The 14281-nt window shown below is 44.5% G+C and carries 8 protein-coding genes; 3 read left to right on the top strand and 5 right to left on the bottom strand.

All coding sequences use genetic code 11. From position 1 onward, the window contains the following. Positions 1-33: 33 nt before the first annotated feature. Positions 34-390: a VOC family protein gene (locus tag ACFS5N_RS07785; protein WP_377183960.1), complete on the bottom strand. Its 357-nt coding sequence runs from the start codon at positions 388-390 to the stop codon at positions 34-36. Positions 391-675: 285 nt separating this feature from the next. Between ACFS5N_RS07785 and ACFS5N_RS07780 the strand changes: the two genes are divergently transcribed. Further along, entirely contained in the window at positions 676-1257 is a 582-nt protein-coding gene (locus ACFS5N_RS07780; RefSeq protein WP_377183958.1) for a PAS domain-containing protein, read from the top strand. Positions 1258-1334: 77 nt separating this feature from the next. On the opposite strand, the gene ACFS5N_RS07775 is transcribed toward ACFS5N_RS07780, so the two are convergent. Both ACFS5N_RS07775 and ACFS5N_RS07770 read right to left on the bottom strand, forming a co-directional pair. Further along, on the bottom strand, positions 1335-4262 hold the full coding sequence (locus ACFS5N_RS07775; protein WP_377183956.1) for a PAS domain-containing sensor histidine kinase: 2928 nt from the start codon (positions 4260-4262) through the stop codon (positions 1335-1337). Between the two features lie 270 nt (positions 4263-4532). Next, entirely contained in the window at positions 4533-5843 is a 1311-nt protein-coding gene (locus ACFS5N_RS07770) for a C1 family peptidase (RefSeq protein ID WP_377183954.1), read from the bottom strand. Positions 5844-6206: 363 nt separating this feature from the next. Between ACFS5N_RS07770 and ACFS5N_RS07765 the strand changes: the two genes are divergently transcribed. Beyond that, entirely contained in the window at positions 6207-8579 is a 2373-nt protein-coding gene (locus ACFS5N_RS07765; RefSeq protein ID WP_377183952.1) for an alpha-L-rhamnosidase-related protein, read from the top strand. A gap of 237 nt (positions 8580-8816) precedes the next feature. Here ACFS5N_RS07765 and ACFS5N_RS07760 read toward each other — a convergent pair whose 3' ends face one another. Then, positions 8817-9962, bottom strand: coding sequence for a toxin-antitoxin system YwqK family antitoxin (locus ACFS5N_RS07760; protein WP_377183950.1), 1146 nt, complete (start codon positions 9960-9962; stop codon positions 8817-8819). 186 nt (positions 9963-10148) lie between these two features. Between ACFS5N_RS07760 and ACFS5N_RS07755 the strand changes: the two genes are divergently transcribed. Then, positions 10149-11783, top strand: a complete 1635-nt coding sequence (locus ACFS5N_RS07755) for an ABC transporter substrate-binding protein (RefSeq protein WP_377183948.1) — start codon at positions 10149-10151, stop codon at positions 11781-11783. 169 nt (positions 11784-11952) lie between these two features. Here ACFS5N_RS07755 and ACFS5N_RS07750 read toward each other — a convergent pair whose 3' ends face one another. Beyond that, positions 11953-14217 carry an aconitate hydratase gene (locus ACFS5N_RS07750; RefSeq protein ID WP_377183946.1) on the bottom strand — a complete coding sequence of 755 codons (2265 nt, stop codon included), beginning with the start codon at positions 14215-14217 and terminating at the stop codon, positions 11953-11955. Positions 14218-14281: the final 64 nt, after the last annotated feature.

Genomic DNA, 14281 nt, shown 5'->3' with positions numbered 1-14281 from the left:
AAGGCGATCCATATTCAGGATAGCCTTTCTTATTTACTGGTGCAAACTAATCCTGTTCCCATCCGGGTCTTTTACCGCGGCAAACAAGCCCCATGGGGTTTCTTTGGCATCCTCGGCATCGTAGCCTTTGGCGCGTAAGGCGGCAACATCGCGGGCAATATCGTCTGTTTTAATAACCAGGCCATCAATACAGCCGGGAGTCATAGCATCAAACCAGGTGACCAGCGTAATGCTTGGTACATTAGCGCCGGGTAAACCCATTTGTATCCACTGGGCGCCGCCTTCAAATGGCGCTTCAACTATCACCTCGAAACCCAGGTCCAGGTAAAACTGTTTGGCGCGCTGCTGGTCTGTAACCGGTATTGAAATAATCTCTATTGATCTCATCATATTTTTGTTTAATATGAAGTGAAGTTAGTAAAGTTTTATTATTGATTTGTTTTAGACGTATCTGAAACCGACCGGCAAATTTTGGCTAAGTTTTTGTCTGTTGAATTTTGATAAATTGATTTAAAGAACGAAAATAAAATGAAACAGGGAAATCAATTTGGTTGGCTACAGAGAGGTTAATGATAATTTTATTAATTGTCAAACCGAAGAGAGTGTGGTTTTTTATCAAACAATTATATAAGTATTTTGTAAATATCCTGATTTTGAACATTTAAAAAGCTGACCATGCAAACCGGCGCCCCTAATTTTGACCTTACTTTGCTGGCTAATGCAGTAGCCGCAACAAGTATGAGTTTTATTATTACTGACCATACTGTACATGACGATCCTATTATTTTTTGCAACCAGGCCTTTGAGCAGTTAACCGGCTACCACCGCGAAGAGATATTAGGGAAAAACTGCCGCTTTTTGCAAGGTAATGATCGTGATCAGTCTGAATTAGAGCGCCTGCGCCAGGCGGTACGTAATGGCCAGGATGTTTCTGTTGTTTTGCGAAACTACCGCAAAGATGGTACGCCGTTCGCTAATGAGCTTAATATATCGGCCGTACACGCAGCTGACGGTACTATTACACATCTGATTGGTATACAGAAGTTGGCATCCACCGAATTGCCTGCTCCAGATAATGATCAGTTTAATCATGATTGGCGTACACCACTTACAGTTATAAAGGGTACGCTTCAAATATTACAGAGACGAGGGCTTGAAATCGATCCCCTTTTTTTGCATAAAAGCCTGGATGCAGCCGTACGTGCTATTGACCGGCTTGAAACATTAGGTCGTGATGTAGGCGGGAAAGGCTCTTGATAAGCTTCGGTTAAATATGCCTAATCATTGGGGGGTCATTGTAGATTGTCAAGTTAAATTAGCGTTTCCTTGTTTTCTTATTTATTGGCGCTGGCGGTTTTTTGTACAATCTCCCGGATGACGTTATCCAGATCATTAGCCGATTTTTTGAGCATGTCCAGGGCTTCGCTGCTGGTTGGCTCCTTTATTTCGTTAATCAGCAGGTCGGTAAGGCCTAATATACTGGCCAGCGGAGCTCTTACCATATGCGATTGCACCCAGGCTATTTCGCGCAACTGTTTGTTTTGTTCTTCAATAGCGGTAAGATAATTCATTCGCTCTGTAATGTCGCGCTCAATAGCGATGTAGTTTTTAACATTGCCTTTATCATCTACCACAGGAGATATAGCCAGCGAGGCCCAGTAAGGCTCGCCATTTTTTTTATAAAAGACTGCTTGTATCTGGCAGCTCTCATGATTTTTAATGGCCTTTTCAAGTTTAGCCAGCTCTGCTATGTCTGTGTTGGGGCCATGAAACAGTGCAAAGCCATGGGTTTTAACTTCTTCAGTTGTGTAGCCGTTGTTTTTGTAAAACGCCGGGTTGGCATAAATAACATGCGGAGCGTGCTGCCCAACAGTTATAATAAGTACGGCGTCGGTAGTATTAGTAATAACCGACTCGAGTTGCCTTAAATGTTGCTCTTCTTCTTTTTGATGAGTAATATCTTTCATAGCGCCGATAGCACGCAATGGTTTATTATTTTCATCGTGGACGATTACTACGCTGTTGCAGACCATAGCGTAGCTGCCATCTGCTTTTTGAAATCTGTATTCGTCTTGCCAGCGAGCCCGTCGGGTGCCCTTAATTACTTCTTGTATGCGGGTAGATACTTTTAATCGATCGTCGGGGTGTATTTTGTCTGTTACCCAGTTACGGGATACGGTTTTTCCAGCCTCTTCATAGCCAAATAAAGTGCTGAAACCTTCGCCTAAAAACACGGTATCTGTGGCTGTCTCCCAATCCCATATTGCATCAGAGGCTGCGCGGGCTGCCTGTCTGAAGCGTTCGTTGCTACGCAGCAGTTCGGCCCCGGTACGTATGGTTTCAGTGACGTCACGACAAATGATAATGCGGGCGTTGGGGCCATAAAAGTCAATAGAGTGGCCGGTAATTTCAACAATAATGACTTCGCCGTTTTTTTTGATATGCCGCCAGTGGTTTGGGGGCGTTTGGCGGTCTTTCTGTATATTATTTAGTAGTTCCTTCAGTGGTGCAGCATCTTCCGGCGGCCTTATATCCATGATAGTCATAGACAAAAATTCCTCGCGCGAATAGCCGTAATGTTTTATAGCAGCATCGTTTACCTCCAGTATACGCAGGTTGTCAAGGCTGTATATCCATATAGGCAGGGGGCTGAGGTTAAATATCTTACGATATTTTTCTTCAGATTGTTCTGCCTCATGCTTGGCAAGCAAAATTTTTTGTTCAGACTCGATACGTTTAGTTACATCCCTGAAATTTTCAATAATACCGTTAATCTCCGGGTCATGCAAAAAGTTGGTAAGGGTGGCTTCAATCCAGCGCCACGAGCCATTTTTATGCTGCAAACGTAGCGGAGCGGCGTTTATGGGTAAGCCCGGATTGGCAAATACCTGCGACATCGTTTCGGTCGATTTTGCGCGGTCATCGGGATGAATGGTGTCAAACGCATTCATCTGCATGGTTTCTCCGGCAGTGTAGCCGGTTATCTGTTCGCCGGCCGGCGAGACGTAGGTAACCTTGCCTTCGGCCGTCATTATTAAGATCGCATCGGCACTGTTTTCAACCATCCGCCTAAATAATTTTTCGCGGCGAAGAACCTCTTCTTCAGCCAGTTTTTGCATCGTTATGTCTCTTCCCGAAATGCATAGCCCAATGACGCTGTCGTTTTCATATACCGGGTTCACAGCAAAGATAAACCAGCGGATTTTGCCGTGGGGCAGGGGGTAGGGTCTTTCATATTCTATTCGCTCGCCCTTAATCACGCGTGCGGCAATGCCTTGAAAGGCAACCTGCCGTTCAGGTGCAAGATATTCAAGCAGCGATGAGCCGACGGTAACCTCCTTTTTGCCCACATATTGAAGGATAACTTCACCGGCCTTATCGTTAAATGCAATTATTTTAAGTGTGTTATCTACAAGTACAAATCCCTCTACCGTGTTGTCAAAAATGGCGCGCAGATTTTCTTCAGACTGTCGCACTTTTTCTTCAGCGTTTTTCCATTTACGGGTGTCGGTAATTTCGGTGCAATATTGCTGTTCGCCGGTTATTGTGATAAAACGTACCGAGGAGAATTCGCAGGGAAACTGTTCGCCATTTTTGGTGATGGCAACTGCTTCGCCACTGGTCCTGCCTTCACGTTCGCGTTGCGCAAGCAGCGGTTCTATGTTAGGGTCGGGTACCAGCAAGTCTTGCCTTCTTAGCCGCTTTAGTTCCTCTTCTGAGTAGCCGAACATGGTGCAGGCTTTCCGGTTTACCGCCAGTACTTCACCGTTTCTGCCAGACAGGAAAAAGGCGTTCTGAGCAGTATCAAACATTCTTTCATAAGGTATGCCTGTAGTGGCCGACTGTAATTTGTCTGTTAACTGGTGCTCAACTATTTCATGCGTAAGTTGAAATATATAGGCCACATTACCCCTGTCATCCTCTACCGGGATATAATCCAGCATCCAAAACCTAAGATTATAGCCTCCGTTTTCGTCGGGTATACGATAAGGTATGGTTCCGGGGGTTTGCGGTGTTTTGAGCTGTATAGCCTTTTGAATGCATTGTATCGTTTTTTTGATCGGCGACTCAGGGTCTTCCGGATGTTGGTCTGGAAAGACCTCAAATAGGGGTCGCCCGTAAAGCTCTTCAGGAGGCATAGCCAGCGTACCGATATATGCTTGATTAGCCTGCAGTATTTTGAAATCCTTATTTGCAGCCAGAATCAATGCGGGCACCGGAAAGTCTTGAAATATTTCGTCAAGCTTATCAATTGTCAGCATACGGGGTGGGGTTAATCCAGTTATTAGCAATACTAATAAACATCAATTGCATATTAATATTTTTACGAATAAATCATATCATAAGTTTTCCTGAATGTATATTGAACAAAATGAATAGATCTCAGCCAATAGTTGTAATAGTATCGTTATGCGTTATAAATTATTAAAATCTAAATAGGACGCTGTTATCTGGGTTTAAGGAAATACTTGATAAATAAGTAAAGGCCTTAGCGTTTTCGCTAAGGCCTTTACTTTTAATGATTTCGCAACTTAATTAGGTAACATGCGGAAGGGTTGAGAAAGATAAACCCAGCCACCTGATGGTGCAGTGGAACTGGTTGAATAATAATGATCGTTGTTGTAATAATATTCATAGATAGGGATAGTTCCGGGCGTAGTTGTGTTATTGGCGTAGCCATAAAATACGGCTCCGTTATTTTGGTAAATAGAGCCAGCCCAAGACGGATTACTATTTGTTGTTAAAACATGGTCATCAGTTGTGGTCGATGTAAACTGATAGATTGGTATTGTGCCTGCTACGTTAACCGCATAGGCAGAAAAAGGTTGACCATTGTAAACCCAATGTCCGCTAGGGAATTGCGCCGGAATGGAAATATTTAAACTGTTGGTGTGTTTATAAAGGGTTGTGCTGTAAAACTCAAAAACAGGTTGTTTGGAAGAGCTTAGCGGCGTCGCTACATACATTTCAATACCTAACGAGCTATTAGTCAATATGCTGTAGTCAAACCACATACATCCGGCGTAAGTGGCATCACCGCCATAAATACCCCATGAATTTTCCACCAGCACTGCGTTTTTGGTATCATCATAACCAATGATCGCCATAGCATGACCAGTTGATTGAACGCCACTTACGCTGCTAAATGTAGTGCCATAGGCCCATGCATTTTCAAAGCTGGTGCTTACTCTAAAGCCAATCTCGACAGGCAGGTGCAAACTAATGGCTTGTTTTACTTGTGCTACAGAAGTAACCGCACCATATCTGAAAACAGGATTGGCTGCAGCACTCGAGTTAACAGAGGGTGAAGGTACTGTACATACACTGCCCAGAGAGCTGTCCACAGAATAATCTGGTACGCCGTTGTTTTGCAGAATATTCATTGCACTGGTTAGGTACATGCCATCTGTGGTGCTGCAATTGCCGCTTGCGGAGTGGTCTTTTTGATAGATATAAAACGGACTTCGCGGGTTTGACACACCTGATGTAGGATATTCATTATTTAAAGTTCCCATTAATGAATATCCTGCCGACCAAGACGCGCAGGTTCCGTCCGCTCCCTGATCTCCAGGAGAAGGATAATTCAGAATCATACTAACCGGTGGTGTACCGTCAAGTCTTTGTTTACTCAGCAAACCCATTGAAATAAGGTTTGCTTTAACCTCGTCGAGATTAATGCGTGGTACTTTAGAAAATGCCACGCTGTCTAACAATGCACCGTAGCCATGACGGTTTTGCTTGTCACCGCGTTGTGTTCCGGAAATGTTTGATGGTTTTTTGCAGGAGCTTACTATTCCAATACAGAATAGCCCCAGCACAACTAAGGATAGTTTTGCTTTCATTTTGCGATAAAGTTTAGTGTATATAAATATATTGGCAATAATAATAACTATAAGGCACAATGCAAATTTTAAACGAAATAATTTTATAACTTATTGATTAATAATTGCTTTTATTGTAATAGTGGCAAATAAAAACAGCCAATAGATTTTTTTATTAATTATAAATTAATGTTCTGTTTATTTAGATGCATGAAAATGCGAGCGATTTCTAAACGGGGATCATTTATGTCACTATTTTTAGTATGCCTCAGTTAAATATATAATGCTACCGATAAATATATAATGCTACCGACATCACAAGACAGTACAGGATGCCAGAAATTTTATAATACTTATATTTAAACACCACTTGTATATACCTGAATGAAACCAATTATTACTGCTTTTTTTCTGGCGCTGCTATGCCTGCGGCCCGCATTGGCTCAAACGCCGGATATGGCTATGGCCACAGGGCCATGGAATGCTTACTGGATCAGCGCGCGTGGCGAAACCGGGCGGGATTATGGTGTTTTTTATTTTAGAAAGCAGATAGACCTTTCTGCCAGACCATCAGCCTTTTTTGTAAATGTATCGGCTGACAATCGTTACAAATTGTATGTGAACGGCACGCTGGTGTCGTGCGGGCCAGCGCGTGGCGACACCTATTTCTGGAATTACGAACGTGTTGACCTGGCACCTTATCTTACAGCCGGAAAAAACATCCTTACAGCTCAGGTGTGGAACGAAGCCGAGTATCGCCCTGAGGCGCAGATCAGTCTGCGTACCGGATTTATCATGAAGGGCGCTACTGCCGCCGAAGATATCGTCAACACCAATACTTCCTGGAAAGTTATCAGGGATAAGGGTTACAGGCCGCTGCCGGTTAACCTGGGATACGGGGCTTATTATGTTGCTGGCCCCGGCGAATTAATTGATGAAAGCAAGGCGGTAAAAAAAGCTGTTACTAAAGATTTGGATGACAGCCAGTGGGATCAGGCCGCAATTATTGATGCAGGTAAGCCTAAAGGTATGTCAGACGCTTTTGGGTGGATGCTGGTACAATCACAAATTCCACAGATGGAACGCACCTATCAACGTATACCAAGTGTGCGCAAAGCCGTTGGAGCAGATGTACCAGCCGGCTTCCCGGCCACTAAAACGCCTTTGATTGTACCGGCAAACACCACTGCTACTTTCATTTTGGATCAAACTTATCTCACTAATGCTTACCTCACTTTAAATTTCAGTAAAGGCAAAAACGCGGGTGTATCGTTAACATATAACGAGTCGATGTTTGATAACCTGAAAAAGTTTGGTAACCGCAAAGGCGACCGGAATGCAGTAGAAGGCAAAGAGCTTGGCGGCCGCAAAGACAGCTTGATGGCTGATGGTACCAACGGCCAAAGCTTCACCACCATGTACTGGCGTACATTTCGTTACATCAAACTTATTGTACATACTGCTGATGAGCCTTTAGTAATCGATGATATTTATGGCACCTCGACCGGCTACCCGTTTCAACTGAATGCCAAACTTAAAACGGATAACCCTGAAATGCAGCAGATGCTGGACATTGGCTGGCGCACAGCCCGGATGGATGCTATTGAAACCTACATGGACTGCCCTTATTATGAGCAACTGCAATACATAGGCGATACCCGCATACAAGCCATGGTGAGCTATTATAATAGCGGCGATGACCGCCTGATGCGTAATGCCATTAACCTGATGGACCACTCGCGGCTGGGCGAGGGGATTACCCTAAGCAGGCATCCCTCTTTTTCGCCGCAAATCATTACCACGTTTTCGTTATGGTACATTGGCGTGCTGCATGATTATTGGATGTATCGTCCGGATGCTGATTTTATAAAGCGGAAATTGCAGGGCGAGCGCGGCGTACTTGATTTTTTCAGCAGATATCAGCAAGCAGATGGTTCACTGAAAAAAGTTCCTTATTGGATTTTTGTCGACTGGTGCAACAATTGGGGCGGCGGCTCGGCGCCGCTGGGTAACAAGGGCGGGTCGTCTATTTTAGACCTGCAATTGCTGATGGCTTATCAACAAGCTGCCGAGATGGAAGCCAAATTGGGCATGCAGGCTTTTGCGACTCAGTATGCTGCAAAGGCCGCGCAATTAAAACATACCATTCAGGCCAAATATTGGGACGCCGGCAAAGGTTTATATGCAGATAATGAGGATAAAAAGCAGTTTTCGCAGCATGCTAACTCGTTGGCTATACTCACGGGTGTGGCAGGCAAGGCTGTCGCGCCGGCCATCGCCCGCAAATTGTTAAGCGATGCCGGTTTGACTCAATGCACTATCTATTTTAAATACTACCTGCACCAAGCGCTTACCCAAGCCGGGTTAGGGAACGACTACCTGAAATGGCTCGACATTTGGCGCGAGGACATTAAGCTTGGCCTCACTACCTGGGCCGAAATGAGCAATGTACCCGCCAGCCGCAGCGACTGCCATGCCTGGGGCTCAAGCCCTAACATTGAATTTTTCCGCATTGTATTAGGAATTGACAGCTACGCGCCGGGCTTTAAAAAAGTTAGGATAGAACCGCACCTGGGTGAACTTAAAAGCGCCAGCGGCGAGATACCGCATCCTGATGGAAAAATCGGGGTTAGCTATCAATTTAAAGGTAAGGTTTGGGACGTGAGTTTGAATTTGCCGAAAGGGACTTCGGGTGTATTTGTCTGGAGGGGTAAGCAAATACCTTTAAACGCGGGACTGAACTCGTTTAAATTATAAACGTGATTTAGCCCGTTATAAGCTATACATAATTAAAAAACTGTCATTCTGAGCGATAGCGAAGAATCTTATACGCCCTTCCTGTCATTTTTATAAGATCCTTCGCTATCGCTCAGGATGACAAGGCGATATTATATTTAAAATAAATTGAGTCATATATAGCCCACATTGGCTTTCCCGATTGCTAAATAAACAAAAAGAAAAGCCGGTACAGATGCGCACCGGTTTTTCTTTTTTTTATTTTTTGGCTACCTCTGCCGATCTGTCGACTACCTCGCCAAACCGGTAATTAAAGCGATAAAGCCCTTCGCTAAAACTGAAGGTAAACTTTACTTTTTCATTAACCTTATGCCCATTTATTGAAGCGGCTTCCAGAGCTGGCGTCTGCTTAAGTCCGTAAATTAATGCGTTGGAGACGTCCTGATTGAAGGAGTTCACACTGCTCAGATTGGTCAGGAACCCCAGGTCATTTACCTCGCCCTCAATATCAAAACCGTTGCTAAAATGTTTTAAATCAATCCTCCTGAATACTGACGACACGATATTGATCAATGCCTGGCTATAATTGTCCATACCCTCTTTATACTGTACATAAACAATGTGTTTGGCCGGGCCGTCATCGCAGCCGCGGGCCGATATCTTCAAAGCCTCGGCTCTTACAAACGGCAGCATGGCCGGGCTTACCAGCACCATGCGTGGTGCATCTGTATATTCACCAATAGGTGATTTGCCGCGCTGAAAAATGCCACCTTTATATTTTTCTGTTTCAATGGGGTTTTTAGTGACGTCATCGGTACGGTATATGTCCCACGACCCTTCAGGCTTGCCGGCCAGTAAATGGCCTTCCCAGGTTAATCCGCTTGTTGTTGTACTGTACTTTCCCTTGCCGTTTTCAACCAGCTTTTTCCCGGTAGCATCCCAGGCATCGGTTATGGTGATGTCTTTGCCGTTATCCTTAGCATCAAAAGAAAGTCTGGGTTTACCATCGTCATAATAAAGGTCCCAATGGCCATCAAAATTGTTGTTTGCAAAGTTACCTTTAGCTTGCACCTGTCCGTTTACATAGTGTGTAATAAAGGGGCCCTCTTTTGTTCCGCTGGCGCTGTAAGTACCCTCGGTTAATATGATTTTTGGGTCGAGGCGACTCACATCTTTAACCGGGCCGGTAAACTTGCGCATTTGCATGTTATAATGCGCATAACGGGTGGCCTGACTGCAACTGTCCTCGATTAAATCAAAATCTTCATTATAGGCAAGTTTGATGCTGTCTTTCTCGATAAAATTAAAATGGACATTTCGTCTGTGGTTTGCCTGGCCGTAAGCCTGCACACAATTGCAGATCAGTTCAGCAGTTATTACTACTATAGGTGATAAGCGTTTCATATAAGGTTTAATAGTTATTATAATTTAGGTTTTCTATTTAGGATGTTAATTTAATAAACTTTCCATAAGCAGCGCAATAATTTAATTATAGGCTGGTTATTGATAACTATCGTTAAAAATTAAAACATTAAACTGTCAAATGACCTGTTGTAATGTTTAATCATAGCTTAATTGAGTATTTTAGCCATGATGAACAAACTGCTATACGGTGTTGGTATTTTATGGCTATGCGCGATATTAACGTCATGCGGTTCATCAGATAAAAATCAGCATCAAACCATTTTTAATTTAAATCTGGACGAGGGCCTTACCTCGCTCGACCCTGCCTTTTGCCGTAACCACAATACCATCTGGATGGATAACCAGATCTATAATGGGCTGGTGCAGATTGACGATAGCTTGAAAACATCGCCCTGCATTGCCAAAAGTTGGGATATATCTGCCGATGGTAAAGTTTATACCTTCCATCTGCGTAATGATGTTACTTTCCAGGACGATCCGCATTTTAAAGACGGCGCAGGTCGCGCCGTTGTTGCCGGCGACTTTGTTTATAGCTTTAGTCGTTTAATAGACCCTAAAGTGGCCTCGTCAGGGTCGTGGATATTCAGTGATAAGATTAGCGGTAAAGACGCGTTCCAAGCCTTGAATGACAGTACCTTCCGGATTACGCTGAAGCAGCCCTTCGCTCCATTTATCACTATGCTCACGGCTCAGTATTGCTCGGTAGTGCCGCATGAGGTGGTTGATTTTTATGGGAAAGATTTTCGCAGCCATCCGGTAGGTACCGGGCCGTTCAGGTTTAAATATTGGAAGGAGGGCGAAATATTGGTACTGCTTAAAAATCCTAAATATTGGGAAAAGGATCATAAGGGGCGGCAACTTCCGTACCTGGACGCTATTCGCGCTACCTTTATTGATGATAAGCAAACTGCCTTTATGGAGTTCATCAAAAAGAATCTGGATTTTTTTAACGATATAGATGGTAGCTATCGCGACGACATTCTGACCAAATCGGGCCGGATTACCAGCAAATATAAAGGCCGGTTTGTACTCAGTACCGGCCCGTATTTAAATACCTTATACTTGGGGATGCTGGTGGACACTACGCTGCCTATTGTTAAACATTCGCCATTGCGTATATTGAAAATACGCCAGGCTATTAATTATGCAATTGATAAACAAAAGCTGGTTAAGTACCTGCGCAACAGCCTGGGGACGCCAGGCGCCAATGGTTTCATCCCCAAGGGCATGCCGGGTTTTAGCGATAAGGTAGCGGGGTATAGTTATAACCCCGCCCGGGTGCAGCAACTATTGGCCGAGGCTGGTTACCCCGAAGGGAAAAATCTGCCTGTTATCACGCTTACTACAACTGTAGCCTATCATAATCTGATTGAATACATTCAGGGCGAACTGGAGCAGGCCGGCATCAAAACTAAAATTGAAGTAACCCAGGGTGCCAGTCTGCGTGAAATGGTGGCTAAAAACAGTATCAACTTTTTTTATGGTTCATGGATTGCTGATTACCCGGATGCTGAAAATTACCTGTCGCTGTTCTACTCGAAAAACAAGATACCTTTCGGGCCCAATTATACCGGCTTTAGCAATACTAAATTTGATGAGCTTTTTGAGCAGGCCTACGATGTAAAAAGCGATAATGACCGCTATGGCCTTTACCGGCAAATGGACCAGATTATTATGGATAACGCACCTGTAGTTGTATTATATTACGATAAGCGTATAAACCTTTATCAGAATAACATCAGCGGCTATAGCGTAAATGCGCAGAATTTGTTGACATTGAAGAGGGTACGGAAAAAATAACTCTTTTGTCATTCTGAGCATAGCGAAGAATCTTATTTAAGCGATAAGCAAAGCGCATAAGATTCTTCGCTATGCTCAGAATGACAAGGAGAGTAAATTATTATCCAACAAAAAAAGGCCTCTCCACACGGAAAGGCCTTTTTAATTTTTAATTTTTGCTTTTGACTTATTACGCCATTTGCTTACGAATGATATTCAATGCACCACCGGCTTTGAACCATTCAATTTGCTGCGTGTTGTAAGTATGGTTAACCTGGAACTGGTCTGTAGTGCCATCATGGTGATGTAATACTACAGTCAGTTGTTTGCCCGGGGCAAACTCGGTTAAGCCCAGGATATCGATTTTATCATCTTCCTGAATTTTATCGTAGTCGGCGCTGTCGGCAAAAGTGATGCCCAGCATACCTTGTTTTTTCAGGTTGGTTTCGTGAATACGGGCGAATGATTTCACCAGTATAGCGCGAACACCTAAGTGGCGCGGCTCCATCGCAGCGTGCTCGCGCGATGAACCTTCGCCGTAGTTTTCGTCACCTACAACAATTGACCCAATGCCATGCGCTTTGTAATCGCGCTGTGTGGCAGGTACCGGGCCGTATTCGCCGGTCAGTTCGTTCTTAACCGTATCGGCCAAACCATTGAAATAGTTGATAGCGCCAATCAGCATGTTATTACTAATGTTATCCAGGTGACCACGGAATTTCAACCATGGGCCAGCCATTGAGATATGGTCGGTAGTACATTTACCTTTAGCTTTGATCAGTAAACGCAAACCGGTAAGGTCTGTACCTTCCCAAGGTTTAAACGGATCCAACAATTGCAGGCGCGATGAGTTAGGGTCAACCTTAACAACAACGCTGCTGCCATCTTCAGCCGGAGCCTGGTAGCCAGCATCTTCAACCGCGTAACCTTTTATCGGCATTTCCAAGCCTTGTGGCTCGTCGAGTTTCACTTGCTCGCCGGCTTCATTAGTTAATGTGTCGGTGATTGGGTTAAAGGTTAAATCGCCGGCAATAGCAAACGCCGTAACAATCTCTGGCGATGCAACAAAAGCGTGCGTATTCGGGTTACCGTCCTGGCGTTTGGCAAAGTTACGGTTAAATGAGGTAATTATGGAGTTACGACGGGTAGGATCGTCAGTATGACGCGCCCACTGGCCAATGCACGGACCGCAAGCATTAGCCAATACTACGCCACCCATCTGGTCGAAAGTATCTAAGTAACCATCACGATCAACTGTGTAACGCACTTGCTCACTACCTGGAGTAATGGTAAACTCGGCTTTGGTTTTCAAACCTTTGTCGATAGCTTGTTTAGCTACTGATGCCGAGCGGGTAATATCCTCGTATGATGAGTTGGTACATGAACCAATTAAACCAACTTCCAGTTTCTCTGGCCAGCCGTTCTCTTTAACGGCGGTAGCAAATTTTGATAAAGGCCAGGCCAAATCAGGCGTAAACGGACCGTTAATATGTGGTTCCAGCTCGCTCAGGTTGATTTCGATAACCTGATCAAAGTATTGCTCAGGGTTAGCGTAAACCTCGGCGTCGCCAGTTAAGTGTTCTTTGATGGCGTTGGCAGCGTCAGCAATATCGCCACGTTTGGTGCCACGCAGGTAGATTTCGCTCTTTTCGTCGTAACCAAAAACCGAAGTGGTTGCGCCAATCTCGGCACCCATGTTACAAATAGTACCTTTACCGGTAGCGCTAAGCGATTGAGCGCCTTCGCCAAAATATTCAACAATAGCTCCGGTACCACCTTTTACAGTCAGGATACCTGCTACTTTCAAGATAACGTCTTTTGCAGATGCCCAGCCAGACAGTTTACCTGTCAGTTTCACACCTATCAGTTTGGGGAATTTTAGTTCCCAGGGCAGGCCTGCCATTACGTCGCAGGCATCGGCGCCACCAACGCCTATGGCAATCATACCTAAACCACCGGCATTTGGCGTGTGGCTATCGGTACCAATCATCATACCACCCGGGAAAGCATAGTTTTCTAAAACCACCTGGTGAATAATACCCGCACCCGGTTTCCAGAAACCAATACCATATTTATCACTAACTGAAGCCAGGAAATCATACACCTCTTTGTTTACATCTTTAGCAGTACTTAAATCGGCTTCGGCGCCAACTTTCGCCTGTATCAGGTGGTCGCAATGTACGGTTGAAGGTACGGCCACTTTTGGTCGGCCTGCCTGCATAAACTGTAACAGCGCCATTTGCGCAGTTGCATCCTGCATCGCCACGCGATCTGGTGCAAAATCAACATAGTCTACACCACGCACGTAAGCTTGTTTGGCTTCACCTTCGCTCAGGTGGGCATATAATATCTTTTCGGTTAATGTTAAGGGCTTACCTGTAGCGGTACGTGCAGCAGTAATACGTGCAGCGTAACGGTCGTAAACCTTTTTTATCATGTCTATATCAAAAGCCATGGGTAATTATTTATTTAAGTGTAAAATGTGACCACTTTAGTTGTGGCAGACGTCTCGTTTTTCC

The sequence above is a fragment of the Mucilaginibacter ximonensis genome (genome assembly GCF_042686265.1).
GTDB lineage: Bacteria > Bacteroidota > Bacteroidia > Sphingobacteriales > Sphingobacteriaceae > Mucilaginibacter > Mucilaginibacter ximonensis.
Note: the sequence above shows the minus strand (reverse complement) of the source record. Positions and strands in the feature narration are given on the sequence as shown.